We start from the raw sequence: 26,667 nt of genomic DNA, 5'->3' as shown, positions 1-26,667 counted from the left end.
GGCCTACTCTGGTCACCGTACGTAATTGCATTCCCGAGCAGGTTCGAGAAAAGTTGGCCCATCTTGCTCCGATCGCAGCTGATGGGCTCTTCGATCTGGACCGATGAACTGATCGTCACGGTCGGCCAAGCCGTCCTGAACTCCGCAATGATTTGCTCCAGCACCGGCGTCAACGGCAGCGTCGCATCTTGCTTGATCGTAAGGCCTCCGCCAAGTCGGCCTCGCGCGAAGTCCATGACGTTTTCGACGATGCCGGCCATGCGATAGACGGCCTTTTGAACGCCAAGCGCGATTTCGGGCGCGCGCCCGGTGTCGAGGTTTTTCAGCAGCACGCGCATGCCTGCATCGACGGCCGCGAGGGGATTGCGAAGATCGTGTCCCAATACGCCGATGAACTGCTCGCGAAGCTCTGCCGTTTTTCGCTCGTCGACGAGATCGGCCTGGCTCCGCTCCAGACGTTGATTGAGTTCGAGCTGCGCAGCGATCAGTTCCGCCAACAGCTGAAACGTGTCGAGAATCTCCGGTGTGCGAAGTTGTCGAGGCGTGGGGTCGATGGCGCACAGCGTTCCCCAGACGGCTCCGTCGATCAGAACGATAGGCGCTGAGATGTAGCTGCGAAATCCATACATGGCCGGTGTCGGATGATTGCAGAAGTCGCTGTCCGTCTGCACATCGTTGATGACCACCGTGTTGCCGTGCTGCCGGATCTCGTTGCAGATGGTCGTCTCGACACGCAGTTCTCCGCCCGGCTCAAGGCCAAAGGCGATGCTGTCCCGAACGGCGCAGCAAATCCATTGATCTGAAGTCACGCGCGCTATCGCGACGAAGCCCATGCCCGTTATGCGTGCGGCCAAATCCAAAACTTTGGGAACTGCCCCAATCTGCTGGACGGCATCCACGTCCGCCTTGATGTCAATTGCCATGGTGAACCCTAACGCCCTACTCTAACAAACGCGATCCTTTGCAAGACGTTCGGTGGAACAAAGAAGCCGTTCAAACCTTATGCTCGGTTATGCCGGAGCATAAGTGTCCAATCTCAGCCAGCATAGGGACGTGATCCTCATCGTGGAAGATGACTTCCTCATCCGCGTGAACGCGGCTGACATGGTGCGGGATATGGGCTTCGATGTCTTCGAGGCGGCCGACGCAGACGAGGCTGTCAATCTGCTGGAGACGGAACCGGCGATCACCGTCGTCTTCACAGACATTCAGATGCCCGGCTCGATGGATGGCCTTCGGCTGGCGGCGGTGATCAGAGATCGATGGCCGCCCGTGCGGCTCCTCATTACGTCCGGCCAAGTCAGCCCGGCAGCGGATGACATCCCGCTCGGGGCGAGGTTCATCCCCAAGCCGTATCTTCCTGCGCAGCTGCACGACCAGCTTGAAATGCTGGCCGGCGGGCGGGCATAGCGGGCTTTTCAAGTCGAGCCCTCAGACCATCCGTCTCCCGGTCCGCTCCGCCACTGCCTTCTGCACAAAGTACATCGCCACCAGCGAGRCGATTGCCGACGCGACGACGACGTAGCCGATCCGGTCGAAATGGAGCAGCGAACCATCCGGTTGTTGCGCGATGATGGCGGCGGCGAGGACCGAACCGAGCCCTCCGGAGAGCTGCTGAAGCGACGCGCTGACCGCGCTGAACGAGCCGCGCTGGCTAGGGTCGGGGATCGCCGACATCAGCGCCTGCGACGGGATCATGCGCGAGAAGATGCCGACGAACATCAGCACGTTGACGAGGATCGCGGTCGCGAGCGAGACGTGGCCGAGATGGGTGTAGATCAGCACCATGATGACAGACACCACGCTGCCGAAGACGAAGGTCGGGTACTTGCCGAACGCATCGCTCGCCTTGCCGACCAGCGGTCCCGTGACGATGCTGAACAGGCCGGAGACGAGATAGATCGTCGGCAGATGCGTGATGTCGATGCCGAGATTATGCACGGTGAAGGCGCTGGAGAACGGCATCAGCATGTAGCCGCCCGTCGCCAGCAATGTCGTGACGGCGAAGGCCAGCGTATAGCGCGGTTGTCCGACGGTCGCGATCAGATGGCGGAACGGGTTTCTGTCCTGCTTCAGCTTCAGATGCGCGTCGACCGGCTCCATCGCGAAGGCGATGATTGCGATCGCAACGATCGACAAGCCGACGATCGCAACGAAGCAGACATGCCAGTTCCAGTGATTGGCGAGAAACAGCCCCGCGGGAATGCCGAGCACCTGGCTCGCGGCGAACGCCGTCTGGACGAAGCCCATCACGCGGCCGCGCAGGTGCAGCGCGAACAAATCGGTGATGATGGCCAGCACGACCGAGCCGATCACGCCGCCGAACAATCCGGTCACGATCCTGCCGAGCAGCAACACGTGGTAGGTCTGCGCGGCGGCACAGAGCAGGGTCCCGAGCGTGAAGCCGACATAGAAGAACAGCAGCAGGCGCTTGCGGTCGAAGCGATCGGCAAAGCCCGCGGCCAGGATCCCCGACAGTCCCGCGCTGAACGCGTAGGCCGACACCGCGACGCCGAATTGCCCGGCCGTGATGTCGAGCGCCGGCATCAGGATGGCGCCGAGCGGCGACATGATGATGAAATCGAGAATGATCGTGAACTGCGTGAACGCGAGCAGTGCGATCAGGAGCGCCTGGTAGCGCGTAAAGCCGCGCTGGCGTTCCTGTTGGTCGTCGATAGGCGCAGCGAGCGTCTGTTCGGTCATGATACCTGATTTCATTGTGGGCGGGGCGGGCAAGCGCGCGAAAACTCGCAGATGGGGTCGGCCGGGAGGATTTTCACGGGGCGCGCGGCAAAAGCCCTGCCGGAACATGAAGCTGGCGCCGGGTTGTGGGATCCATGCAACAGCAGGGTGCATGGTTGGGGCCCGGCATCTCCCAGGGGCTGCCCGCCCTTCCCCCCGGTTAAGTCGCCCTTAGCGAATGCCCCCTAGGCTCTCGGCCGTCCATTTCCCTGCTCCCCGGCCTCAGGGCCGGTCATGTTGCGGCCAATAGAGCGTTTTCGGATGGAGCAGCCTGCCTGGCACTACGATTCGGGCGTCCCCACACCGTCGGCGGTCCCCGCCGCGGCGCGGACGCTTGTCATCGATCTCGAAGGCGCCCTGCTCCGTTCCGAACTGCTGCTGGAAGCGCTGTTCTCCAGCCCCGGCCGGATGCTGGCCCGCTTCGGCGCGGGCGGACGCCCGGGCATGGCGGCGCTCACCGATATCCTGGCGCAGGCCGAGCTCGACTACGCCCATCTGCCCTATGATGCCGACGTGCTGAACCAGGCCCTGGCGGCGCGGGCGCGGGGCGACAAGATTTATCTGGTGGCCGGCCGGTTTGCGCATCACGCGGCGGGCGTTGCCGCACATCTCGGGTTCGATGGCGTCGTTGCGCCGGCCGATCTCACGGCGGGTGACCGGCTGCCGTTCGACCGCGCCTCGATGGAGCGCATCGAGACGCGCGGCAGCAGCCGTGCCAGCCTTAAGACCTGGGCGCAGGCGCTGCGCGTCTATCAATACGCCAAGAACACGCTGGTATTCGTGCCGGCGATCACGGCGCATCAGATGAATCTTGCGACGCTCGGCTACGCGTTGCTGGCGTTCCTGGCGTTCTCGGCCTGCGCGTCGGGTGCCTATCTGATGAACGATCTGCTCGATCTCTCAGCCGACCGGCAGCATCCGACCAAGCGCCATCGCGCGCTGGCGGCAGGTCGACTGCCGATGTCCTCGGCGGTGCTTGCGATTCCCGCGCTCTGGCTGCTCGCGGTCGCCGCCAGCCTCTGCATCTCGCCCCTGTTCCTCGGCGTGCTCGGTGGCTATCTCGCCACCACGATCGCCTATTCGCTCGTGCTCAAGCGCAAGATGCTGGTCGACGTCGTGACGCTCGCCGGCCTCTACACGCTGCGCATCATCGCCGGCGCGGTCGGTGTCGGCGTGGTGCTGTCGGAATGGCTCTTGATCTTCTCGCTGTTCGTGTTTACCTCGCTGGCGCTGATCAAGCGCTTCAGCGAGCTCAGCATGCGGGAGAGCGCCGGCCTCGCCGATCCCTCCAACCGCGATTACAGGATCACCGACCTGCACATCATCGGCGCGATGGCGGCGGCGAGTGCCATGAACGCGGTCACCGTGTTCTCGCTCTACGTCTCCTCCTCCGCGGTGACGCCGCTCTACAGCCGTCCCTGGATGCTGTGGCTGCTCAACCCGCTGCTGCTCTACTGGTTCGGCCGCGCCCTGATGATGGCGCATCGCCGCGAGATGCCCGACGATCCGATTCTCTACACTTTTCGCGATGGCGCCAGCCGCGCCACGGTGGCGGCGATGATCTGCATCATGCTGGCGGCGATCTGACCGCGCCCCGGCGGGAACAGCTGCCGCTTGCGCGGCCGGCCGGCAGTGGCTACATCGCGGGCAATCCGATTAGCTTATGATGCCGACCGACCAATTCGATTGAGGTTTTGAAACGCCATGACCGTACGCCTGCATCGCGGCGACCTGCCCGACCTGTCCCGCTACACCGGAGCGGTGGCGATCGACACCGAGACCATGGGGCTGAACCCGCACCGCGACCGGCTCTGCGTGGTGCAGCTCTCGCCCGGCGACGGCAGCGCCGACGTGGTGCAGATCCCCAAGGGCCACACCGACGCGCCGAACCTGAAGGCCCTGCTGGCCGATCCTGCGATCACGAAGATCTTCCACTTCGCGCGGTTCGACGTCGCGGTGCTGTACCAGACGTTTGGCGTCATGACCGGCCCGATTTATTGCACCAAGATTGCCTCCCGCCTGACCCGCACCTACACCGACCGGCATGGCCTCAAGGACCTCGTGCGCGAGGTGCTCAATGTCGACCTCTCCAAGCAGCAGCAATCCAGCGACTGGGGTTCCGACAGCCTGACCGAGCCGCAGCTCGCCTACGCCGCCTCCGACGTGCTGCACCTTCATGCCCTGCGCGAGCGGCTCGACGCCATGCTGGTGCGGGAAGGCCGCACCGCGCTGGCAAAAGCCTGTTTCGACTTCCTGCCGACCCGCGCCCTGCTCGATCTCCAGGGCTGGGCGGAAGAGGACATTTTCGCGCATTCCTGAGGCCTCGGGCCGCTGTTAGCTTAGGGCTGCCGCCCCGTTTCGGACACTTTCGTGCGGCCTGTCGCAGGCTGCATATTCAGGCGGCGCCGGATACAATGGCGTGCGCCCGTCAACCGGACGAGACGAGCGACACCTCGGGAGCTCAGGTGAATTCGGCCCAGAATCCAACCTACGACGCCGCGCTTGCGGCGAAGTTTGCCCGCGCGGCGCGCCACAGCCGCCTGGTGCGGATTCTGCGCATCGCGGTGCCGGTGACGGTGGCTGCGTCCATGGCCGCGATCGTCGCCGTCTCGACCTTCCTCAATCCCTTCCAGATCCCCGTGAAGCTCGACTCCGGAAATCTCGTGGTGACGGGCACCAAGATCACGATGGAAACGCCGCATATGTCCGGCTTCACCCCGGACCAGCGGCCCTACGAGCTCTGGGCCAAGACCGCGACGCAGGACATCACCGACCCCGATCATGTCGATCTCAACGATTTGCGCGCAAAGGTGCTGATGGAAGACAAATCCACTTTGCTGCTCGATGCGCGCACCGGCCGCTTCGACAACAAGCAGCAGCAGCTCGACCTGCACAAGGACATCTTCCTGCGCACCTCGTCCGGCTATGAGGCGCGGCTGAACTCGGCCTTCGTCGACATGGGCAAGGGAACGGTCTCCTCGGATGAGCATGTCGACGTCAAGCTGACCAACGGAACGCTGACCGCCGACAGGCTGCGGATCACGGAAGGCGGCGACGTCATCCGCTTCGAGGGCAATGTGGTGATGCATCTGGACAAGCTGGATGACCCCGCCGCTGCCCAGCCTGCGCCGGCCGAGCAGCCCGCGCCGCCGGTGAAGACACGCACGCCTCAGAACAAGTCGGCCAATTCAAAGTGATTTTCATGGTGAGATTCTTTTCGCGCAACGAAGACAAGCGGTGCGCCATTCTCGGTGTGGCCGCGCTCGCCGTCACCGTCGCGCTGGTCGCAACCGGTGCGGCCGTCGCGCAGAGCACGATGCAAGGCGTGCCCAACGCAATGCAGGGCTTTTCGCAAAACCGCGACCAGCCGATCCAGATCGAAGCTGCCTCGCTCGAGATGCGCGACAAGAAGAAGGAGGCGACCTTCTCCGGCAATGTGAAGGTCATCCAGGGCGACACCACCATGACCTCGAAGACGCTCGTGGTGTTTTACGACTCCGGCGGCGGCGACAAGCCGGCCGCGCCGCAGCCCGCGGCGAAGGGGACCAAGGGTGCGCCGATGCAGTCGGCGCAGCCGGGGCCGGGCGGCAGCTCCTCGATCAAGCGGCTGGAAGCGCGCGGCAATGTCGTCGTCACCCAGAAGGACCAGGTGGTAACAGGCGAGACCGCCGTGTTCGACACCAAAACCAACCTCATCACCATGCTCGGCGGCGTCGTCCTCACGCAGTGCAGGAACGTGCTGCGCGGCGACCGTCTGGCGGTCGACATGACCACGGGCGTCTCGCGGGTGGAATCCGACAGCGGCAGGGTGCAGGCATTGCTGCCGCAGGGCGGCAGCAATGATTGCGGATCGGGGAGCCCGGGCAAGCCCGCCGCGGCGCCGCCGCTGCAATTGCCCGGCGCAGGCAAGCAAAAGTAAATTCCTGAAGTAACTTCAAGCGCTTGGGTCAGATTCTCCCGATCCGAGGTTGAAGCTTGCCCGGCGAGGCTGTATCTAGCGCGAAGGGCTTTCCAAGCGGGGTTCGCCGCTTTTCGGGCGTGTTTCACTGGGCATGAGACATCCCTTCACTCATGCTGTGCTGGCGAATCGCAAGGCCGGTGCGGCAGATCGCGGGATCACGCGCGGATCATCGCGCGGGATTGTCGTGAAAGGCTAGAAGGCGGGATGGTCGATCTCTTCAGCATGTTCCGTCGGCGCCCCGCCAAGCGCGGCCGGCCAGGATTTGCGCGCCAGGACATCACCACCCTCGGTGACAGCGTCGGCGGTCTCGTGCCCAGCCCGGTGCGGGATGCATCGCCGATCGCCCGCGACCAGATGCGCGCGCCCGACCATTTCCAGGCCGACTACCAAGCCGACTACCAGACCGAACCGCCGCGTGCCCAGGCGGTTCACCCTGTCAGAGCCGCCARCAGGCCTAACGGCGCCGGCGGACCGCAGCTTCTGAAGCGGCCGGGTTTCCTGGCTGTGCATAGCGTGGAAAAGAGTTTCGGCAGCCGCCAGGTGGTGCGCGGCGTCAGCATCTATGTGCGCCGCGGCGAAGCGGTCGGCCTGCTCGGCCCGAACGGCGCCGGCAAGACCACCGTGTTCTACATGATCACCGGCCTGATCAAGCCCGATCGCGGCGCGATCGAGCTCGACGGCCACGACGTCACCAAGCTGCCGATGTATCAGCGCGCGCGGCTCGGCATCGGCTATCTGCCGCAGGAAGCCTCGATCTTTCGCGGCCTCACCGTCGAGCAGAACATCCGCGCCGTGCTCGAAGTGGTCGAGCCCTCGCGCAAGAAGCGCGAGCAGCAGCTCGACTCGCTGCTCGACGAATTCAACATCACGCGCTTGCGGAAATCGCCGTCGATCGCGCTGTCGGGCGGCGAGCGCCGCCGCGTCGAGATCGCGCGCGCGCTGGCGACGCGTCCGAACTACATGCTGCTCGACGAGCCTTTCGCGGGCATCGATCCGATCGCGGTCGGCGACATTCAGGACCTCGTTCGCCATCTCACCAACCGCGGCATCGGCGTGCTGATCACCGACCACAATGTGCGCGAGACGCTCGGCCTGACCGATCGCGCCTACATCGTCTATGCCGGTGAAATCTTGACCGAGGGTAGCCCGGATGAGATCGTCGCCGATCCCGATGTTCGCCGGCTTTACCTTGGCGAGGAATTCCGCCTCTAGCCCTTTTTTCCCGTTCGTCAAGCCGTGTACATCGTGCCAAGACTAAGATAAGCAAAAATCGGACCAACTTTTGGGATCGGTTCTTGCTTCATGGCGCTCACGCAGAGATTAGAGTTCCGGCAATCGCAGTCGCTGGTTATGACGCCGCAGCTGATGCAGGCGATCAAGCTGCTGCAATTGTCCAATCTCGATCTCACGACCTTCGTGGAAGAGGAACTCGAGCGGAACCCCCTGCTGGAGCGGGCCAACGACGAGCCGCCCGCCGGTGAAGCCCCGGCCGAGACCGGCCAGTTCAGCGATTCCGACGGTGGCCACAACGACGAGCCGGGCGGCGGTCCGGGCGAGGCGTTCGAGCCGGGCCAGGAAGAATGGATGAGCAAGGATCTCGGCACCCGCGCCGAGATCGAGCAGACCCTGGATACGGGCCTGGACAACGTCTTCTCCGAGGAACCGGCCGAGGCCGCCGCGCGCGACGCCCAGGATGCGGCGCCGACCACCTATACCGAATGGGGCGGCGGTGCCTCCGGCGACGAGGACTACAATCTCGAAGCCTTTGTCGCCGCGGAGATCACGCTCGGCGACCATCTTGCCGAGCAGCTCTCGGTCGCCTTCACCGGCCCGGCGCAGCGCATGATCGGCCAGTACCTGATCGACCTCGTCGACGAGGCCGGCTATCTGCCGCCGGATCTCGGCCAGGCCGCCGAGCGCCTTGGCGCATCGCAAGCCGACGTCGAGGACGTCCTTGCCGTGCTGCAAAAATTCGACCCGCCCGGCGTCTGCGCGCGCAATTTGAGCGAATGCCTGGCGATCCAGCTCCGCGAGCTAGACCGCTACGACCCTGCGATGCAGGCCCTCGTCGAGCACCTCGATCTGCTGGCGAAGCGCGACATCGCTTCGCTGCGCAAGCTCTGCGGCGTCGACGACGAGGACATCGCCGACATGATCGGCGAGATCCGCCGCCTCAATCCCAAGCCCGGCATGAAGTTCGGCTCGGCGCGGCTGCAGACCATGGTGCCCGACGTCTATGTCCGCCCGGGCCCGGATGGCGGCTGGCATGTCGAGCTCAACAGCGACACCTTGCCGCGCGTGCTGGTCAACCAGACCTATTATTCCCAGCTGTCGAAGAAGATCGGCAAGGACGGCGACAAGTCCTATTTCACCGACGCGCTCCAGAACGCGACCTGGCTGGTGCGCGCGCTTGATCAGCGGGCCCGCACTATCCTGAAAGTTGCGACGGAAATCGTGCGCCAGCAGGACGGCTTCTTCACCCATGGCGTTGCGCATCTGCGGCCGCTGAATCTGAAGGCCGTTGCCGACGCCATCCAGATGCATGAATCCACGGTGTCGCGCGTCACCGCCAACAAGTACATGGCGACAAATCGCGGCACATTCGAATTGAAATATTTCTTCACGGCTTCGATCGCCTCCGCCGACGGCGGCGAGGCGCATTCCGCCGAGGCCGTGCGCCACCACATCAAGCAGTTGATCGATTCGGAAGCGCCGTCGGCGATCCTGTCGGACGACACCATCGTGGAACGCTTACGCGCCTCGGGAATTGATATTGCCCGCCGCACGGTCGCGAAGTACCGCGAAGCCATGCGCATTCCCTCTTCGGTGCAACGCCGCCGTGACAAGCAGAGCGCTCTTGGTAACGTCCTCTCCACCGCAATGCCCGATCGCTCCCGCAACACCGAGCCGGCCTGATTGCGCTGGCGCGAAATCGCGCTACTCTCGATCCCCCATCGAGACCGATCCAAGCTGGGCACTTAAAACCAAGCGAGGCATCACATGACCCTCAGAATCTCGGGAAAGAGCGTCAGCGTCGGCGACGCCCTGCGCGGCCGCGTGACCGATCGGACCGACGAGGTCCTGCGTAAATATTTCGACGGGAACTATTCCGGCCACATCACCCTGAGCAAGGATGGCTTCGGCTTCCGCACCGACTGTGCCCTGCATCTCGATACGGGAATTACGCTGGAGGCCGATTCGAACGCGCCGGATGCCTATGCCAGCGCCGACCAGGCGCTCCTGATGATCGAGAAGCGGCTCAAGCGCTACAAGAGCCGGCTCAAGGACCGCTCGGCCCGCAAGGCCCATGTCGCCTCCGCGGCGCTGGCCGCCATGGACGCCACGAGCTACGTGCTGGAGGCGCCGGGCGAGGGTGAGGACGAGGACGAGGTCACCGGCTACAGTCCCGTCATCATCGCCGAGGCCACCACCTCGCTGAAGCAGCTGTCGGTGAGCGAGGCGGTGATGGAGCTGGACCTCAGCGGAGCGCCCTGCCTGGTATTCCAGCACGGCTCCAGCGGCCGGGTGAACATCATTTACCGCCGGGCCGACGGCAATGTCGGCTGGATCGACCCGCCGGGGGCCAAACCGGACGGTTGAGGGCTGGAACCGGCCCCCGTACCAACCGCAGCCCTTAACAATGAGCGGGGCAAAGCCGCACGCAGCAGTTGGCACCGGGATTGCGTTGGAGTAGAAGCGCCCCACATCAGGATCGGGGCTAAGTCCCCCTCCTGCTTCACCTTCTTGATGCCGGCCAGGCATGGTTTGACCAAGCTGGCCAATTCGGAACCTGACGGTTTAATTCACCTCGGAAACCTTCCATGCCGATTACCGATCTGGTCGCACCCGAGGCGATTCTCCCGGCATTGAAGGTCAACAGCAAGAAGCAGGCGCTTCAGGAGCTTGCGGCCAAGGCCGCCGAGCTGACCGGGCAGAACGAACGCTCCGTGTTCGAGGTGCTGCTGCAGCGTGAGAAGCTCGGCACCACCGCGGTCGGCTACGGTGTCGCCATTCCGCACGGCAAGCTGCCCAAGCTGGAAAAGATCTTCGGCCTGTTCGCGCGCCTCGATCGCCCAATCGATTTCGAGGCGATGGACGGCCAGCCGGTCGATCTCGTCTTCCTGCTGCTCGCGCCCGAAGGCGCCGGCGCCGATCACCTCAAGGCGCTCGCCCGCATCGCCCGCCTCCTGCGCGACCAGGACATCGCCAAGAAGCTCCGCGCCTCGCGCGACGCCCAGGCGATCTATTCGGTGCTGGCGCTGCCGCCCGCGACCGCGGCGTAACGTCGCCTGTCCTCGTCGCCCGCTGAGAAGCGGAATCGATCCACGCAATTGCCAATGCACGCCGGCCATCCTCGTGGCATGCGCACGGGATGTTGTGATCTCGCAATAGCCGGCAAGGTAACGCGAAAAATTTCCCCAGCTGAGACGTCCGGCACATTGCGCCTTGTCGGAGTCCGCTAAAGACGCCCAGGAACGCAAGTGGCGCGACGCGCCGTCCTGCGCTTTCGCTGAGGTCGTTACCTATCGCCCGAAGGTCGGGCCCGTAGGATGAAAGTGGTTGGCGCGGTGCAGAGCAGGGCTGTTGTGGTGGGGCTAGTGATAGCAGGTACCRCAGTCCCGGCCGTCGCGCAGGATGCCGGATCGCTGCTCCGCGAGATGCAGCGGCAGCAGGAGATGCAGCGGCAGGAAAGGCTGCCGTCCCCTGACGAGATTCGACCGCAGCAGGCGCCCGCCGCCATCCCCGACCGGGGCGAGCGCATCATCGTGAAGGGCGTTCGCTTCACCGGCAAGGTGGAGCTTCTGCCACAGGCCGAGCGCGAGCAACTCGTTGCCTCGGTGCGCGGCAAGCGCCTCGGCATCAAAGGGCTCTATGCGCTGGCCGATCAGGTGACGGCCGTGCTCCAGAGGCGCGGCCGGTTGCTGGCGCGCGCGCTGCTGCCGCCTCAGGACATCACCAACGGCATCGTCACGATCGAGATCGCCGAGGGCGCGCTCAAGACCATCACGCTCGATCGCGTCAAGGGCGTGCGCGTGCGTGAGGACCTGTTGCGCGCGATCATCGAGGGCCGCGTCAAGTCGGACGGCGTGACGCGGCAGGATCTGGAAGACGCGCTGTTGCGGATGAACGACCTGCCGGGCGTGTCGGTGCATGCCAAGCTCGCGCCGGGCGATGCGCCGAACACCAGCAAGCTCGTCGTCGGCGTCGCGCAGGCGCCCATTCTCGGGGGCGGTATCTGGGCCGATAATTACGGCAGCTCCAACGTGGGCAAGGCGCAGGGCAACGGGCTCATCTCGCTCACCGACGTGTCCGGCTACGGCGACCTGACGCGGCTCTCCGGCACGGTATCGCAAGGGCAGGAGTACGGCTCGCTGGTGACGAGCGTGCCGCTCGGCGCCAGCGGCTTCATTGCCAATGCGAGCTACGGCTATCTCGACTACCACAATATCGACGCCATCGGCAGCGCCCTCGGTCTCACCGGTTTTGCCCATTTCGCCAATGGCGGCGTCGACTACAGCCTGATCCGCTCGCGCGATTTCAACCTCCAGCTTGGCGGCACCGTGACCTGGAAGGCGCTGGTCGACGACAGCATCGTCGGAAAGCTTCAGGACAAGCGGTCGACCTCCGGTACGCTCAGCCTCAACGGCGACCGGCGCGACGCGCTGCTCGGCGGCGGCATCACCAACTGGTCGGTGAGCTGGACTTTTGGCGACCTCGATCTCGCGCGCGTGGCGAGCGCGCTCGCGGCGGACCAGGCTGGGCTCCGGACGCAAGGGCCGTTCAACCGGATCAATGCCGCGGTCGCCCGGCTTCAGGCCTTGCCCGGCGACTTCGCACTGTTCGGTCGCCTCTACGGGCAATGGGCCGACAAGAACCTCGATTCCTCGGAAGATTTTGCGCTGGGCGGCCCGTTCGGCGTGCGCGGCTATCCCGTCGGCGAGGCGCGCGGCGATATGGGCGTGCTCGGCACGCTGGAGCTTCGCTACAACGCGCCGGTGCCTGTGCGCTTCGGCAGCCTGCAACTCGCGAGCTTCCTGGATGGCGGCTACGTCAAGATCAACGTGTCGCCGAACGGCATCGCGCCGGTCACTGTCTGCGGCTGCAACGATTACGGGCTCGCCAGCGCCGGCCTCGCCGCGCGCTGGACGCGCGAATGGCTGAACGTCTCGGCGAGCTGGGCCCATACGCTGGGCGACAATCCCGGCCGTTCCATCATCACCGGCGCCAATGCCGATGGCGTCAAAGCCAACGATCAGTTCTGGCTGCAAGCCGGCATTCGCTTCTGATGTTTCGAGGGGGCACGCGATGACATCGACCCTGCCGCGGATGCGACTCGCAATCGCGCTGTCCGCGACCACGATGCTGACGCCGCCGGCGCTGGCGCAGACGCTGCCGACCGGCGGCCAGGTCGTGTCGGGACAGGCCACGATCAGTCAGTCCGGCAACGCCATGACGATCAACCAGTCGAGCGACCGGATGATCGCCAACTGGCAGAGTTTTTCGATCGGCGCCGGCAGCTCCGTGACCTTCAATCAGCCCGGCGCATCCTCGGTCGCGCTGAACCGCGTCGTCGGCCAGGACCCGTCAAGAATCCTCGGCAGCCTCAGCGCCAATGGACAAGTGTTCCTGATCAATCCGAACGGCATCGCCATCGGCAAGACCGGCAGCGTGCAGACCGGCGGCTTTGTCGCCTCCACGCTCGGCATCAGCAACGCCGATTTTCTCGCCGGTCGCTACAACTTCACCGGCAGCGGCGGCGCGATCACCAATGAGGGCAGCATCTCCAGCAAGGTGGTGGCGCTGATCTCGCCGAGCGTCAGCAATTCCGGCAGCATCACCGGCAGCACGGCGCTCGCCGCCGGCACCGACGTGCTGCTCGATTTCAATGGCGACGGCCTGCTCTCGGTCGAGGTCAAGGCCTCCACCGTCAAGACCCTGGTCGAGAACAAGGGATTGATCCGCGCCGATGGTGGGCTCGCTATCCTCACCGCCAAGGGCGCGAGCGACGCCATGAAGGGCGTCGTCAACAACACCGGCGTGGTGCAGGCCGCGAGCATCGGCAGCAGGAACGGCCGCATCCTGCTGCTCGGCGATGCCAGGCACGGCGAGGTCAATGCCGGTGGCACGCTGCGGGCCCGCTCGGTTGAAACCTCCGCCGCCAAGGTCAATCTCGCCGCCGATCTGAAGGTCGATACGCTCGGCGGGCATTGGCTGATCGATCCCGTCAACATCACCATCGACGCGAACTACGCTGGCGTCTTGCAGACGGCACTTGCGAGCGGCGACGTGACGGTGACGACCTCGGGCAGCGGCACCGATGAAGGCAACGTCACGGTCAACTCCGCCGTCACCTGGGGCTCGCATATCCTGACGCTGCGGGCCGACAACAACATCGTCATCAACGCGCCGTTGACGTCGACCGGCACGACGAGCAGTGACGGGCTGGTCCTGCAATACGCACAGACCACGGCCACCGGTGGCTACACCATCAACGCGCCGGTCAACCTGGCGGCGGGCAGCTTGTTCCAGACCCAGAAAGGAACTGATGCCGCCATCACCTATGCGGTGATCACCGACGTGAATGCCCTGCAGAACATCAACACCAACCGGTCCGGCAACTATGTGCTGGGCGCGAACATCGATGCCAGCGCGACGGCGGGTTGGAATGGTGGCGCCGGCTTCACACCGATCGGCGGCATCGGCGATATCAGCAAATATTTTTCCGGCATTTTCGACGGGCTCGGTCACCGCATCAGCAACCTGACCATCAACCGGCCGTCCAGCGATAACATCGGCCTGTTCGGCTACATCGATGGCGGGACCATCCGCAATGTCGGATTGGAAGGCGGCAGCGTGACGGGCAACAATGCCGTCGGCGGGCTGGTCGGGTCGAGCGGTCTCTGGGTCTACGGCGGCACGAGCAGCGTCGCTTACAACACCATCAGCAACGTTTACAACACCGGCAATGTGACCGGCAGCGGCGCCATGGTCGGCGGGCTGGTCGGCGACGCCTATATCACGACGATCAGCAACTCATATGCCACCGGCACGATCGCGGGCTATGGCGCCGCCGGCGGGCTGGGAGGGCGCGTCGTCGCCTCGTTCGTCTCCAACTCGTATGCGACCGGCAACGTTTCCGCTAGCTGGGACGGCGCTGGCGGGCTGATCGCGTACAATATCGGCACGTGGATGGGACCGGGCCCCGGGGATTATGCCATCGGTACGGTGAGCCACTCTTATGCCACGGGTACCGTATCCGGCGGCATCAATGTCGGTGGCTTGTTGGGATACAGCAACATCGGTCTCGTCACCGACAGTCACGCCACCGGTAATGTTTCGGGCACCGGCGCAATTGGCGGCACAGGCACATCTGCCGGCGGACTGGTGGGGTTCCAACAGTACAGTCGGGTGGAGCGATCTTACGCCACCGGCAACGTGTCCGGTGTCGATTCGGTCGGCGGGCTGGTGGGAGGCAGCTGGTACGGCGCCGTGGTAAGCCAGTCTTACGCGACCGGCAACGTGTCCGGGACGCGTTCGGTTGGCGGGCTGGTCGGGCACAGCAATGAAGCCGTTTGGGTGCTCGATTCCTACGCCACGGGAGCGGTTTCAGGAACTTCCGAAGTCGGCGGGCTGGTGGGGATGAATCAGGAAAGCCATGTGAGCCGGAGCTACTTCGCGGGCACCGTGTCGGGAACCAGCAATGTCGGCGCGATCGTGGGAATGAACTGGGATGGCGGCGAAGTCATCCAAAGCTATGCGAACAGGGACACATCGGGGCAGAGCGCCGCCTGTGGCGGATCCGGTGGCATCGGCAACGTCTGCGATGGCGGCATGCTCACCACGGCCCAGCTGCGCGATCCCTTCACCTTTATCAACAACGGCTATGACTTTGCCGCCGTCTGGGGCAAGTCCGTCAGCGGCGCCAACAACGGCATGCCGGTGCTGCGCGCGTTCGGCGACACCGTCTACGATGCCTATGTCAACGTCGCGGGCTCGGCCAGCACCACCTATGGCACGCTGGCCTCGCTCGGCGGCTTGACGATGACCGGTGTGAACGCCAATCGCGTCACGCTCGGCTGGGGCAGCGCAGTCACCACCGCATTGGGCGCGGGCAGCTACAATCTCAGCGGCCCCGACGTTCTCAACGCGACCGGCTCGGGCGGCGCGGTCTATGTCGGCTCGGTCGCGGTCGGCCTCACCATCGACAGGGCGCCGCTCACCATCAGCGCCAACGCGTCCAAGACCTATGACGGCCTCGCCTTCTCCGGCGGCAGCGCCGCTTATTCCGGCTTCATGAATGGCGAGACTGCATCCGTGTTGTCGGGCACGCTTCTTTATGGCGGCACGGCGCAGGGCGCGGTGAATGCCGGTCGCTACAGCCTGACGGCGTCGGGCCTCTCCTCGGCCAACTATGCGATCACCTATGTCGACGGTTCGCTGACCGTCAACAAGGCGCCGCTCACCATTGCAGTCAACGGCGTCACGAAGAATTACGACGGCGTGCCGTTCTCCGGCGGCAGCGCGATCTATTCCGGCTTCGTGAACGGGGAGGGGCTGTCCGCGCTCTCCGGTACGCTCGTCTACGGCGGCTCGGCCCAGGGCACGCGCAATCCCGGGGTCTACAGCATCGCCGCCTCGGGGCCGACATCCGCGAACTACGACATCACCTATGTCGACGGCCGGCTCGCGATCATTCCGCGCGACGCAGGCGCCTGTTCGCTTGGGGCCGGCGGCAACCCGGTCTGCGGCGCCACTCCGCCCGATCCCGCCGCGCCGCTCGGGTTGAACGACCAGGCGCCGATCGAGGTCGTGCTGCGTTAGAGCACCTGGTAGCGGCACAATCGCAGCTACGCCGGCAAGGGCGTCCTGCGCTACGCCTGGTGAGACCGCAGAGGCGGCCCTTACTCGTTCGAACCGAAGCCCCGCGTTCTGCGACTTATTTTCGCAGCCGGGGCGCTGTGATGTTTCTCCGCCGGATTCGATCGTCGTCCGGTTGCGCGTCCCGGCGCGGCTTCGATGCGGGGTTTTTTGAGCCATGAATTGCAGTTCGATCGGCCGGATTTTCGGTCTGTTTTGCGCGGTCACCATTGCCGTGACGGTTGCGGTTCATGCCGACGATACGTCCAACGACCGCGTCATCGCCGAAAAGACCGAGATCATTGCGGCTGATCCGACAAACGCGGTTGCCTACGAGCTGCGTGGCGAAGCCTGGTACCTCAAGCGGGACAAGGATCGCGCCTTCGAGGACTGCAGCGCCGCGATACGGATCGATCCGAATTTCGGGCGGGCTTATAACTGCCGCGGCCGCGCCTATTCGGCGAGGGGTGAACGGGATCACGCTTTGGCCGATTACAACGAGGCCATTCGCCTCGATCCCGGCTACGGACCGTCCTACACCTCCCGTGCCCTCGAATATTTCAACAAGCGCGACTTCGATCTGGCGATCGGCGCGTTTACCGAGGCCATCGAACGCAATCCCAAGCAAGCCTACTTTGCTCTTGTCATGAGAGGCGAAGCGTATGCGGCGAAGCGCGACCCCGATCATGCCGTCGCCGATTACAACGAGGCGATGCGGCGCAATCCCGCCGCCGCATGGCCCTACGAGCTGCGAAGCACCGTCCATGTCGACAGAGGCGAGATCGACGAGGCTCTCGACGACTGCAACACCGCCGTCCGTCTGGAGCCCGGGAGTGCTGGCGGTCATTATTGCCGGGCCATCGTTCTCCTGAAAAAGGACGACACCGACAACGCCATCCACGAGCTCGATGACGTCACCAGGATCACGCCTTCCTTCGAGAAGGCCTACTTCGTTCGTGCAACCGCCTGGCGCAAGAAGGGCGATGATCGTCGCGCCATTGCCGATTTCGACGAGGGCATCCGGCTGCAGCCGGGAAATTCGATGGCCTACAGCAATCGCGCCAGCACGCTACGCGACATCGGTGAGCACGCCCGCGCGCTYGCCGACTACAACGATGCGATCCGGCTCGATCCCAACAATCAGGTCGCTCTGGTCAATCGCGGCATCCTCTATATGAAACTGTCCGACGCCAAACACGCGCGCGCCGATTTCAATAGCGTGCTCGCGCTGCCGCCGGGCGACCAATGGGCCGTGGGCACGGCGCGCGAAGGGCTTGGCTTTTTGAAGTGATGCGTCTCGAAAGAGCGTGCATCTCCGCTCTAGTCCCCCGGACGCAGCGCAGCGCTTCCCCCGCGATGCRAAGCATCGTCGAGAGCGGTGCGCTGCAGAGCCTTCGCCGGCGCCGCTCGTGCGCGTCAGCAGACCGTCGGCAGCAGGCGCCGGACTTCGTCGAGCAGTTCGGGAATCGCCGTCTTGTCACCCGCGAGGTGCTTAAGCAGCGCACTTTGGAATAGACCGTCGAACAGCGCATAGAGCGCGGCGGGCGACGACGCCGGCCGCTTGCCGCCGAGCTCGGCATAGCGGGAGGCGATGCGCCAGATCATCGCTTCCAGGCTCTTGTCGATCTCGAGTACATCCTTGCGAAACGCCGCCTCGAACATCGCCTGCGAGCGCAGGTCGTACCAAAGGCGGTGCATGCGGGCTTCGTTCTGCAGCGTTGCGGCGAGCTTGGCGAGGAAACCCTCCGTCAATTCGTCGCGGCTCGTTGCTGTCGCGACGACATCGTCATATCGCGTCACGCACTTCGCCTTGTAGTGGCGGACGCAGCAGCAGATCAGGTCGAGCTTGTCGCTGAAATAATAGTGGAACACGCCGTGCGTGAACGCCGAGTTCTGCGCGATTTCGCGCAGGCTGGTGCGTGCGAAGCCGAGCTCTCCAAGCGTTTCGAGCGCGGCCTCGGCAAGTTCGACGCGCCGCGCGTTGAACTTCTCGTCGCGCAGCACCTCGGCCGCATCAGCCACACGCCGGGCCGCTCCCGTCACCTGCCGCGCCATCTTGTCCTTATCCTCAGTCCCGTTCTTTCAAGGACTTATACCGCGTCGACCGCGGAATGCTCCATCCCCTCACAACCACTTCCTTTGACAACTGTCAAATTCGTTCTTGACAAGTGTCAAGATTTTGGCGGAGGTTCGCACCAAGAATTTGGACAGTCGTCAAGACGTCCGACCATGGAGGAACGCTTCGCTGGGTGCCGCCGAAAGGCCTGCGCCCATCGACCTGGTGCGCGCCGCTTGGCGCAGCACGAATCGATCACCAGCAACGGAGGAGTGCGTCATGAGTGGGAAGAGCCTTGCAGGCAGGAACGCCCTGGTCACCGGCGGTGCTAGAGGAATCGGCGCGGCCATCGCGCAAGCGTTGGCGCGAGCCGGCGCCTCGATCATGATCGCCGACATCCTGGAAGAGACTGGCCGCGCCAGCGCAGCCGCTATCGCGAAGGAAGACGTCGCCACGGGCTTCGTCCAGCTCGACGTCACCGACGACGCTCAATGGGAGCGGGCGGTTGCCAAGACCGTCGCAACCCTCGGCGGCTACGACATTCTGATCAACAATGCCGGCATCGAGATCACGTCGCTGATCTCCGAGGTCAAGGCCGACGACGCGCGGCGGATGTGCGACGTCAATATCGTTGGCACCGTGCTCGGCATGAAGCACGCCTTCCGTGCCATGCGCCCGGGCGGGCCGGCCGGCAAGGGCGGCGCCGTCGTCAACATCGCCTCGGTTGCGGCAACGATCGCCTTCCCGAGCATCGCGGTCTATTCGGGCACCAAATCCGCGGTTGACCGCATGACGCGGGTCGGAGCGATGGAAGCCGGCAAGCTCGGTTTCGGCGTGCGCGTAAACTGCATCTATCCGGGCCTGATCCCGACCGACATGGGCATGCAGCTCGCCAACGACATCGTCAAGGTCGGGCTCGCGGCTGACGTCAACGCCGCAGTCGGCTCGGTGGTGGAGCAAACCCCGCTCGGCCGTCTCGCCGAGGTCACGGACATCGGAGATGCCGCGGTGTTCCTGTGCTCGAACGAGGCGCGCTTCATCACCGGCATCGGACTGCCGGTCGATGGCGGCATGGGCATGTAACGACAAAGCCGACAACAAGCATTTCGGAGGAACGCAATGAGCGAGAAGAAGCCCGTCATCGTCTATGGCGCTTCCGGCTATACCGGCCGGCTGGTCTGTGAATACTTACGCGAATACAACATCCCCTTCATCGCCGCCGGCCGCAGCAATGAGAAGCTCAACGCCGCGATGAAGTCGAATGTAGCGGGCATCGAGACCGCCGACTACGAGGTGGTCAAGGTGCCGCACACCGTGGCTGCGCTGACTGAATTGTTCAAGGGCGCCTCGGTGGTGCTCAACACCGTGGGTCCCTTCGCCAAGTTCGGCGGCGAAGTGGTGCAGGCTTGCCTCGCTTCCAAGTGTCATTACACCGACACCACAGGTGAGCAGGACTGGCTGATCACGCTCGAGCAGGAGTGGGGCACGAAGTTCGCCAATGCCGGACTGCTGTTGGCGCCAGGCATCGCGCAGATGTACACCACCGGCGAGATCGCCGCGCAGCTGTGCCTGGAGACGCCCGGCCTCGACACGCTGGACATTGCCGTGTTCTGGGGTGGCAGCCCGACCATCGCATCGACGCAGACCATCCTGGTCAACGCCGCGATGGCCAAGGCCTACTACCTGGAGCAGAACAAGTACGTCGAGCATCAGCCCGATGCCGGCCTCTACAACCTCGCCATCCCCGGTCAGCACGAGCTGGCGCTGGCGTTGCCCTGGGGAGGCACCTCGCACCCGGTGTGGTTCAAGCGCGATCCGCGCGTGGCCAACGTGAAAGTGCTGGGCGGCGTGTTCAATCGCGCGCTGATGCTGGGCGTGCCGCAGATCGTCGCGGCCGCGCTGGAGGCGACCAAGGATATGAATCCCGACGAGCGCTACGCCGCATTGGCGCAGACGGCCGCCGGTGTGATGAACACCATGCCGCCGCGCGAGAACCCGCGCGTCAACAAGTCGATGGATTCGGTACATGCCTCCGGCCCGTTGGGGCGCGCGCACTGCATCATCTACGGCAACAGCAACTACAAGCAGACCGGCTTGCTGCAGGCCTATGCCGCGGCGCACCTGCTGCAGCAGCCGCCGAAGCGCGTGGGGTTCGCCTCCGGCTGCCAGGCGTTCGGCCATCACGAGCTGCTCGGGCAATTGCGCAGCTTCGGGCTCGTCAGCAAGCCGGTTCTGACCGTGCACGATTAAGTAAATCGCGGGTGGCGCGGTCCTCCGCGTCACCCGCTCTGCTTCGGGTGTTGATCATGCGCTTCATCGATTACCTGGACAAAGGTGCCTCGCTCGGCGCCGACGCGCCGTGCCTCACCATGGATGGACGCGACCTCAGCTATCGCGAGGTGCAGCGGCTGAGCTACCGCGTCGCGCGCGGGCTCGCGCGATCGGGCATTGCTGCCGGCGAGAAGGTCGCAATCCTCTCCGGCAACGATCCGGTCGCGTTTGCCTGCGTGTTCGGCATTTCCCGTGCGGGCGCGGTCTGGTGCCCGATCAATCCGCGCAACGAGGCGGCCGAAAATCGGCTCATCCTCGAGCAATTCGACTGCAGCCTGCTGTTGTTTCATTCAAGCTTCGCGGCGATGGTCGAGGCGGTGCGTGCAGAGCTGCCAATGCTGCGCGCCGTCGTCTGCCTCGATGCCGAGTTGTCCTTCGCGCCCTCGTTCGCCAGCTGGCTCGCCGGCCTTGCAGACGACCACTATCAACGCGAGACGATCGACGATCTCGCGATGATCCCGGGCACCGGCGGCACCACCGGCAAGCCGAAGGGGGTCATGCTGTCGGGCCGCAACATCGAGGCTATGACGGCACTGACGCTGATGGGCTATCCCTTCAAGGGCCGCCCGATCTACCTCGCGCTTGCGCCGCTGACCCACGCGGCCGGCGTGCTGTGTTTCCCGATCATGGCGCTCGGCGGCCGCATCGTGATCATGCATCACCCCGACATCGCAGAATTTCTCGATCTGATCGAGCGCTATCACGTCACGCACACCTTCCTGCCGCCGACCGTGATCTACATGCTGCTCGATCATCCGAAGCTCGACTCCGCGAGGCTCGGGTCTCTGCAATGTTTCTGGTACGGCGCGGCGCCGATCTCGGCCGCGCGGCTTGCGGAAGCGCTCCAGCGTATCGGGCCGATGGCGCAGTTGTTCGGTCAGACCGAAGCGCCGATGATGATCTCGATGATGGCACCTAGCGAGCATTACAATGCCGACGGCACGATCGCGATGGAGCGTCTCGCCTCGGCCGGGCGGATCAGCCCGCTGGTGCAGGCCGGCATCATGGATGGCGACGGCAATTTGCTGCCGACCGGCGCCCGCGGCGAGATCGTGGTCCGCGGTTCGCTGGTGATGGAGGGCTATTACAAAAATCCCGAGGCTACGGCGGAAGCCTCCGCACATGGCTGGCACCACACCGGCGACATCGGCTACATCGACGACGACGGCTACCTCTATATCGTCGATCGCGCCAAGGACATGATCATCACCGGCGGGTTCAACGTCTACTCGATCGAGGTCGAGAACGCGCTGCGGGCGCATGAGGCGGTGCAGGATTGCGCCGTGATTGGCCTTTCGGACGAGAAATGGGGTGAGCGGATCGTCGCCGTGGTGCAGCCCCGCGCCGGCCAAAGCGTCGATGCGACGGCGCTGGCGGCCTTCGTCAAGCAGCGGATCGGCAGCGTCAAGACACCGAAGCAGATCGAAGTCTGGGACGATCTGCCGCGCTCCAAGGTCGGCAAGGTGCTGAAGCCGGACATCCGCGCGCGGCTGGCAGGTCGCTCAGGCGACTGAGGCGCATCTTATTGCAGCGCCCATCGCTTCGAAGATATCCGCGAGACGCGCTGACGCGGACATTCGCGCGGGCCTGGAACTCTCATCCGTGTCCGGGCAGGCAAAGGCATGTTTCCGCTTTTCGATGCGCGTTTTGGGTGTCACCATGCTTTTGAACGGACGGGAGGGCCGCCATGCGCTGGTGTGTCTCGGTCGGGGCGGTGCTTGTTGCGGGGGCGATCGTCGGAGGTGACGTTGCCAGCATTGCCGCGCCGAGCCCGAAATCAGGGATAGCCGACGCCAGGCACAGCGCACTGTCCGTCAATGTCGAGCTCGTTATCGCCGTCGACGTCTCCTATTCGATGGATCTGGACGAACTCGCCATTCAGCGCGAGGGCTATGCACAGGCCATCGTCTCGAAAGACTTTCTTCAGGCGCTAAGGGCCCGTCCGGCCAGCAAGGTGGCTCTGACCTATTTCGAGTGGTCGATGTCGGGCGACGACAGGATCATCATTCCGTGGCGCGTGATCGACGGCCCGGAATCGGCGGACGCCGTGGCCGCCGAGATCATGAAAACGCCGATTCGCCGAGGTTCGAGCACCTCGATTTCCGGCGCGATCAATTTCGCAGTGCAGCTGTTCGAAGAGAATCCCTATCGCGGGTCGCGGCTCGTCATCGACATTTCCGGCGATGGGCCGAACAACGACGGAGCCCCCGTCACCGGCGCGCGCGACGCTGCCGTTGAGAAAGGCATCATCATCAACGGCCTGCCGATCATGGTGAAGGAGCCGTCCTATTTGACGACCGATATCGAGAATCTCGATCTCTACTACGAGGACTGCGTGATCGGAGGGCCGGGTGCCTTCATCATGACAATCAAGGATCGCGAAAAATTCCAGGAAGCGATCCGGACCAAGCTTGTTCTCGAAGTTGCGGGCCTCACGCCGGAGGGGAGGATCGTCCGAACCGCCGAGAAAGAGCCCCGGGTGTCCTGTCTGGTCGGCGAAGAAAAATGGCGGGAGCGCGGGCGACGGTGAGACACCGAAGCTGATCGAAGTCCGGGACGACCTGCCGCGCTCGAAGGTGGGCAAGGTGCTGAAGCCGGACATTCGCGCGCGGCTGGCAGGGCGGTCAGGCAGGTAATCAAGGGTGACGGTGCGTCGGCAATACCCGAGCGGTGCAAGACGACATTTGGTCGATGTGGTCGCCTTCTCCTACTCGCTACCTTCTGAAGCCGGCTTCGCGCGGAGCGAATTGGCAAAATTGACGAGATACTGCCGCCCATCGCGCTGAGCGAGATCGAGATATGACGGCAACAACGGCGAGTTAACCGCGGAAAGTGCGTCGAGCGCGGCCATCCGCTGATATTCATACTCCGTGCTCCACGCGCGAAGCGCCAGCGTCTCCGACCTTTTCGACCGCCTGCGCGCGAGAGCAAGAAGCGCTCGCCGGCTTACATACTCATCCGCGTCGTGAAAGAATTGCTCCAACAGCGGTTCGACTTCATCGGCGGCAAATTCGTCGCTCCCAAGCGCATCGGCGAGTTGCCACCGGGCATCTCGCTCCGGTGAATGCGGGGCTACCCTCGCCAAAGCCAGCAGATGAGCCGGCTTGGCCATCAACTCGCGCTTGAGTACCTCCACCTCATTGTCGCGAGCAAGGATGTAAAGCAGCAACTCGACGATAGGAGCGCTCCAATGCTGCGGAACGCCCGAATCCAGGAACGCGGCGAAGGCAGTCGTGATCGCGGGCCATTCTCCATAGTCGCATTCCCACTCGCCAGATCTCTGGTCAACAGGGTAGCGATCAGCCCAACGGCGAAATGCCAACACCACCTCAACGAATCGAGCCTGAGCACCTCCAATGTACGCGATTGGCTCGTCGGTCATGATGGTCTGGTCACGCTTCCATAGCCCGATCCGGCTGATCGAGTAGCCGGAGGATATCGGGCCATAGCACAAAGAAAGCGAGGCGTCCGCTTGGTGCCGCGTCATGGGATGGCCCATAAAAAATGCGCGGGCCGCCTTGAGGCATGCCCGCGCATTTGAATTCGCAGATGTCGCGCTAAGCGTGCGTCAGTGCACGCTCACGGCTTGCAGCTCGTTGCTCCAGGCGTTGGCGACCGCGGCTTCGCGGCTGTCGGTCAGCATGATCGGCGTGCCGTCGGCGGCGTGGAGCGCGAAGAGCTTGAGGCCCGGCGCGATCTTTGGCGCTTCGGGAAACAGGCCCGGCACATCCTCGGAGCGGATCTGCTTCACATAGGCGATATGACCTTCGCCGAGAGTTGCCAGCGTCTCGGGCGAGACGTTCTTGGCTTCGTATTCGAACGCAACGTGACCTTCACTCATGGTCTCGACTCCTTCACAGAAACTAAGCGGTCGAGTCCGCTACTCGTTCCATTATTCGTGCTCATTGATAGCGATTGTCTTAACGATCCTCTCCGGTTCAGGCCGGGCAAGATCGACCGACAGCAGCCCGTTCTTCAGATCCGCTCCCAGCACGAGCATCCCCTCCGCCAGCACGAAGGTGCGCTGGAAGTGGCGCGCGGCGATGCCGCGATGGATGTATTGCCGGGTCTTGTCGTCCTGCTGCCGCCCGCGAATCACGAGCTGGTTTTCCTCAATGGTTACATCGAGTTGGTCGCGGGTGAATCCGGCGACCGCCAGCGTGATCCGCAGCCGCTCGGGCTGGCCGTCCGACCGGTCGCACCTCTCGATATTGTAGGGAGGGTAGCCGTCGGCGCCTTTGACGACGCGATCAAGCACGCGCTCGATCTCGTCGAAGCCCAGAAGGAACGGACTGGAAAGCGTTGGAACACGAGACATAGTTTACAAAGTCCTCTCGAAGCGACTTTGGCATTTCAGGGCCCGGAAGCGGCGCCCCTTGGTCAGCAATATGGTCATAACCCCTTGGGGGTTCAAGGACGTAGCGGGGGCCTGTGGATTGCCCATTTTCGCGCCTGACCCCGCCCGCGGTCGCGCGGAAGCGCCCAATTCGTCACCGGGAACGCAAATGCTCAGGCAAGCCCGGGCATGACGAATCGGCCGACGATTTATCTCAATGAAATCAAACCCCCGGCTACTGTGCATGGGGTTGTTTTTCGCGTTTCTGATCGGCCGGCCCTCGGAACCAGTCAGGCCTCGATCCGCGTCCGCCCGTCGCCGCTGAAAAGGTGCAGCTTCGGCCGTACCGCGGCGACGCGGATCCTCTCACCGATGGCGGGGGCCTCGGTTCCGGGAATGCGGACGATGACCTCGCCGGGCGGCAGCTCGCCGGGGGTGGCGGCGACGCGCTGCTCGTCCTGGGCCCGCGTGCCGTAGACGAAAGTTTCGGCGCCGACGCGCTCGATCGCTTCCACGGTCAGCGGCAGTGCGACGCCGCCGGCCGGGGTCTGGTCGGTGATGACGAAATCTTCCGGGCGGATGCCGAGGATGCCGGCCTCGGTCGCGCCGCCGCCGAGTTGCGATTTGATCTCATCGGCGCGCGTCGACATCAGGTTCATCGGCGGTGCCCCGATGAAGGAGGCGACGAAGGTCGTCGCCGGCTTCTCGTAGATCGCAAGGGGATTGCCGACCTGCTCGACCTGGCCGCCGTTCATCACGACGAGAATATCGGCGAGCGTCATCGCCTCGAGCTGGTCGTGGGTGACGTAGATCGAGGTCGTGTTGAGCCGGCGCTGCAATTTGCGGATCTCGACGCGCATCGCGATGCGCAGCTTTGCGTCCAGGTTCGACAGCGGCTCGTCGAACAGAAACACTTTCGGCTGGCGCACGATGGCGCGGCCCATGGCGACGCGCTGGCGCTGGCCACCGGAGAGCTGGCGCGGCTTGCGCTCCAGCATCGGCGCGAGCTCGAGCACGCGCGCGGCTTCCTCGACGCGGGTCTTGACCTCGGCCTCCTTCATGCCGCGGTTGCGCAGGCCGTAGGCCATGTTGTTGAAGACGCTCATATGCGGGTAGAGCGCGTAGTTCTGGAACACCATCGCGATGTCGCGATCGGCGGGCTCGATCTGGTTGACGACGCGGCCGCCGATGTCGATCTCGCCGCCGGTGACGGTCTCGAGACCTGCGACCATGCGCAGCAGCGTGGACTTGCCGCAGCCGGAGGGACCGACCAGCACGCAGAACTGACCGTCGCCGACATCGACGTTGACGCCCTTGATGGCCTCGAAGCCGCCGGGATAGGTCTTGCGGACGTTGCGCAGGGTGACGTTAGCCATGAAAACT

At 64.3% G+C, this 26,667-nt stretch carries 23 protein-coding genes; 16 read left to right on the top strand and 7 right to left on the bottom strand.

The genetic code is table 11. The features are described 5' to 3' along the window. On the bottom strand, nucleotides 1-923 hold a 923-nt coding region (locus AB4Z51_RS10290; RefSeq protein ID WP_441497368.1), incomplete at its 3' end, for a sensor histidine kinase. A gap of 103 nt (nucleotides 924-1,026) precedes the next feature. Here AB4Z51_RS10290 and AB4Z51_RS10285 point away from each other — a divergent pair. After that, nucleotides 1,027-1,410, top strand: coding sequence for a response regulator (locus AB4Z51_RS10285; protein ID WP_071908878.1), 384 nt, complete (start codon nucleotides 1,027-1,029; stop codon nucleotides 1,408-1,410). A 21-nt stretch (nucleotides 1,411-1,431) separates the two neighbouring features. Here AB4Z51_RS10285 and AB4Z51_RS10280 read toward each other — a convergent pair whose 3' ends face one another. After that, the gene (locus AB4Z51_RS10280; RefSeq protein WP_441497367.1) at nucleotides 1,432-2,703 is read right to left on the bottom strand and encodes an MFS transporter; all 1,272 of its coding nucleotides are present in this window, start codon (nucleotides 2,701-2,703) and stop codon (nucleotides 1,432-1,434) included. A 300-nt stretch (nucleotides 2,704-3,003) separates the two neighbouring features. Here AB4Z51_RS10280 and AB4Z51_RS10275 point away from each other — a divergent pair, with 300 nt between their 5' ends. From AB4Z51_RS10275 to AB4Z51_RS10225, 11 genes are all read left to right on the top strand, one after another. After that, a complete protein-coding gene (locus AB4Z51_RS10275) occupies nucleotides 3,004-4,329 on the top strand; it encodes a UbiA family prenyltransferase (RefSeq protein ID WP_441497366.1) in 1,326 nt (441 codons plus the stop codon). A gap of 117 nt (nucleotides 4,330-4,446) precedes the next feature. Beyond that, entirely contained in the window at nucleotides 4,447-5,061 is a 615-nt protein-coding gene (locus tag AB4Z51_RS10270; RefSeq protein WP_135214022.1) for a ribonuclease D, read from the top strand. A gap of 146 nt (nucleotides 5,062-5,207) precedes the next feature. Beyond that, nucleotides 5,208-5,939: an LPS export ABC transporter periplasmic protein LptC gene (lptC, locus tag AB4Z51_RS10265; RefSeq protein WP_135214023.1), complete on the top strand. Its 732-nt coding sequence runs from the start codon at nucleotides 5,208-5,210 to the stop codon at nucleotides 5,937-5,939. Nucleotides 5,940-5,944: 5 nt separating this feature from the next. Next, nucleotides 5,945-6,661: an LptA/OstA family protein gene (locus AB4Z51_RS10260; RefSeq protein ID WP_167767942.1), complete on the top strand. Its 717-nt coding sequence runs from the start codon at nucleotides 5,945-5,947 to the stop codon at nucleotides 6,659-6,661. A gap of 246 nt (nucleotides 6,662-6,907) precedes the next feature. Then, entirely contained in the window at nucleotides 6,908-7,915 is a 1,008-nt protein-coding gene (gene lptB, locus AB4Z51_RS10255) for an LPS export ABC transporter ATP-binding protein (RefSeq protein WP_441497365.1), read from the top strand. A gap of 90 nt (nucleotides 7,916-8,005) precedes the next feature. Beyond that, complete coding sequence (rpoN, locus tag AB4Z51_RS10250; protein ID WP_135214026.1) at nucleotides 8,006-9,619, top strand: RNA polymerase factor sigma-54; 1,614 nt, start codon at nucleotides 8,006-8,008, stop codon at nucleotides 9,617-9,619. A gap of 84 nt (nucleotides 9,620-9,703) precedes the next feature. Beyond that, on the top strand, nucleotides 9,704-10,303 hold the full coding sequence (hpf, locus tag AB4Z51_RS10245; protein ID WP_028149778.1) for a ribosome hibernation-promoting factor, HPF/YfiA family: 600 nt from the start codon (nucleotides 9,704-9,706) through the stop codon (nucleotides 10,301-10,303). A 221-nt stretch (nucleotides 10,304-10,524) separates the two neighbouring features. Then, entirely contained in the window at nucleotides 10,525-10,986 is a 462-nt protein-coding gene (gene ptsN, locus AB4Z51_RS10240) for a PTS IIA-like nitrogen regulatory protein PtsN (RefSeq protein ID WP_008141251.1), read from the top strand. Nucleotides 10,987-11,301: 315 nt separating this feature from the next. Then, the gene (locus AB4Z51_RS10235) at nucleotides 11,302-12,990 is read left to right on the top strand and encodes a ShlB/FhaC/HecB family hemolysin secretion/activation protein (protein WP_441497364.1); all 1,689 of its coding nucleotides are present in this window, start codon (nucleotides 11,302-11,304) and stop codon (nucleotides 12,988-12,990) included. Between the two features lie 19 nt (nucleotides 12,991-13,009). Then, a complete protein-coding gene (locus AB4Z51_RS10230) occupies nucleotides 13,010-16,525 on the top strand; it encodes a two-partner secretion domain-containing protein (RefSeq protein ID WP_167767943.1) in 3,516 nt (1,171 codons plus the stop codon). A gap of 214 nt (nucleotides 16,526-16,739) precedes the next feature. Then, nucleotides 16,740-17,852 (top strand): tetratricopeptide repeat protein, encoded by a 1,113-nt coding sequence (locus AB4Z51_RS10225; RefSeq protein ID WP_135214029.1) that lies wholly within the window; start codon nucleotides 16,740-16,742, stop codon nucleotides 17,850-17,852. Between the two features lie 125 nt (nucleotides 17,853-17,977). Here AB4Z51_RS10225 and AB4Z51_RS10220 read toward each other — a convergent pair whose 3' ends face one another. Then, a complete protein-coding gene (locus tag AB4Z51_RS10220) occupies nucleotides 17,978-18,616 on the bottom strand; it encodes a TetR/AcrR family transcriptional regulator (protein WP_085405011.1) in 639 nt (212 codons plus the stop codon). 280 nt (nucleotides 18,617-18,896) lie between these two features. Here AB4Z51_RS10220 and AB4Z51_RS10215 point away from each other — a divergent pair, with 280 nt between their 5' ends. The 4 genes from AB4Z51_RS10215 (at nucleotide 18,897) to AB4Z51_RS10200 (ending at nucleotide 23,478) form a co-directional block, all read left to right on the top strand. Continuing rightward, a complete protein-coding gene (locus AB4Z51_RS10215) occupies nucleotides 18,897-19,700 on the top strand; it encodes an SDR family NAD(P)-dependent oxidoreductase (RefSeq protein WP_135214030.1) in 804 nt (267 codons plus the stop codon). A 36-nt stretch (nucleotides 19,701-19,736) separates the two neighbouring features. Next, nucleotides 19,737-20,867: a DUF5938 domain-containing protein gene (locus AB4Z51_RS10210; protein ID WP_135214031.1), complete on the top strand. Its 1,131-nt coding sequence runs from the start codon at nucleotides 19,737-19,739 to the stop codon at nucleotides 20,865-20,867. 56 nt (nucleotides 20,868-20,923) lie between these two features. Beyond that, nucleotides 20,924-22,462, top strand: coding sequence for an AMP-binding protein (locus AB4Z51_RS10205; RefSeq protein ID WP_135214032.1), 1,539 nt, complete (start codon nucleotides 20,924-20,926; stop codon nucleotides 22,460-22,462). Between the two features lie 173 nt (nucleotides 22,463-22,635). Further along, the gene (locus tag AB4Z51_RS10200) at nucleotides 22,636-23,478 is read left to right on the top strand and encodes a DUF1194 domain-containing protein (RefSeq protein WP_441497363.1); all 843 of its coding nucleotides are present in this window, start codon (nucleotides 22,636-22,638) and stop codon (nucleotides 23,476-23,478) included. Between the two features lie 177 nt (nucleotides 23,479-23,655). Here AB4Z51_RS10200 and AB4Z51_RS10195 read toward each other — a convergent pair whose 3' ends face one another. The 4 genes from AB4Z51_RS10195 to AB4Z51_RS10180 form a co-directional block, all read right to left on the bottom strand. After that, nucleotides 23,656-24,435: a HEAT repeat domain-containing protein gene (locus AB4Z51_RS10195; RefSeq protein WP_135214034.1), complete on the bottom strand. Its 780-nt coding sequence runs from the start codon at nucleotides 24,433-24,435 to the stop codon at nucleotides 23,656-23,658. Between the two features lie 81 nt (nucleotides 24,436-24,516). Then, nucleotides 24,517-24,789 (bottom strand): DUF1150 family protein, encoded by a 273-nt coding sequence (locus AB4Z51_RS10190; RefSeq protein ID WP_011083553.1) that lies wholly within the window; start codon nucleotides 24,787-24,789, stop codon nucleotides 24,517-24,519. A gap of 51 nt (nucleotides 24,790-24,840) precedes the next feature. Further along, a complete protein-coding gene (locus AB4Z51_RS10185; RefSeq protein ID WP_014438749.1) occupies nucleotides 24,841-25,266 on the bottom strand; it encodes an Hsp20 family protein in 426 nt (141 codons plus the stop codon). Nucleotides 25,267-25,574: 308 nt separating this feature from the next. Continuing rightward, on the bottom strand, nucleotides 25,575-26,660 hold the full coding sequence (locus tag AB4Z51_RS10180; protein WP_135214035.1) for a sn-glycerol-3-phosphate import ATP-binding protein UgpC: 1,086 nt from the start codon (nucleotides 26,658-26,660) through the stop codon (nucleotides 25,575-25,577). Nucleotides 26,661-26,667: the final 7 nt, after the last annotated feature.

It is taken from the genome of Bradyrhizobium sp. 2TAF36, assembly GCF_052114925.1.
Taxonomy (GTDB): domain Bacteria; phylum Pseudomonadota; class Alphaproteobacteria; order Rhizobiales; family Xanthobacteraceae; genus Bradyrhizobium; species Bradyrhizobium barranii.
This window is presented reverse-complemented; position numbering and strand designations above follow the sequence as displayed.

Bases quoted from the DNA above. Each gene is read 5' to 3' on its own strand.
- AB4Z51_RS10185 (WP_014438749.1), bottom strand. From the start codon at position 25,266: ATGTCTCGTGTTCCAACGCTTTCCAGTCCGTTCCTTCTGGGCTTCGAC.
- AB4Z51_RS10275 (WP_441497366.1), top strand. From the start codon at position 3,004: ATGGAGCAGCCTGCCTGGCACTACGATTCGGGCGTCCCCACACCGTCG.
- AB4Z51_RS10200 (WP_441497363.1), top strand. From the start codon at position 22,636: ATGCGCTGGTGTGTCTCGGTCGGGGCGGTGCTTGTTGCGGGGGCGATC.
- AB4Z51_RS10190 (WP_011083553.1), bottom strand. From the start codon at position 24,789: ATGAGTGAAGGTCACGTTGCGTTCGAATACGAAGCCAAGAACGTCTCG.
- AB4Z51_RS10210 (WP_135214031.1), top strand. From the start codon at position 19,737: ATGAGCGAGAAGAAGCCCGTCATCGTCTATGGCGCTTCCGGCTATACC.
- AB4Z51_RS10205 (WP_135214032.1), top strand. From the start codon at position 20,924: ATGCGCTTCATCGATTACCTGGACAAAGGTGCCTCGCTCGGCGCCGAC.
- AB4Z51_RS10195 (WP_135214034.1), bottom strand. From the start codon at position 24,435: ATGACGCGGCACCAAGCGGACGCCTCGCTTTCTTTGTGCTATGGCCCG.
- hpf (WP_028149778.1), top strand. From the start codon at position 9,704: ATGACCCTCAGAATCTCGGGAAAGAGCGTCAGCGTCGGCGACGCCCTG.
- AB4Z51_RS10215 (WP_135214030.1), top strand. From the start codon at position 18,897: ATGAGTGGGAAGAGCCTTGCAGGCAGGAACGCCCTGGTCACCGGCGGT.
- AB4Z51_RS10180 (WP_135214035.1), bottom strand. From the start codon at position 26,660: ATGGCTAACGTCACCCTGCGCAACGTCCGCAAGACCTATCCCGGCGGC.
- AB4Z51_RS10260 (WP_167767942.1), top strand. From the start codon at position 5,945: ATGGTGAGATTCTTTTCGCGCAACGAAGACAAGCGGTGCGCCATTCTC.
- AB4Z51_RS10230 (WP_167767943.1), top strand. From the start codon at position 13,010: ATGACATCGACCCTGCCGCGGATGCGACTCGCAATCGCGCTGTCCGCG.
- AB4Z51_RS10220 (WP_085405011.1), bottom strand. From the start codon at position 18,616: ATGGCGCGGCAGGTGACGGGAGCGGCCCGGCGTGTGGCTGATGCGGCC.
- AB4Z51_RS10270 (WP_135214022.1), top strand. From the start codon at position 4,447: ATGACCGTACGCCTGCATCGCGGCGACCTGCCCGACCTGTCCCGCTAC.
- rpoN (WP_135214026.1), top strand. From the start codon at position 8,006: ATGGCGCTCACGCAGAGATTAGAGTTCCGGCAATCGCAGTCGCTGGTT.
- ptsN (WP_008141251.1), top strand. From the start codon at position 10,525: ATGCCGATTACCGATCTGGTCGCACCCGAGGCGATTCTCCCGGCATTG.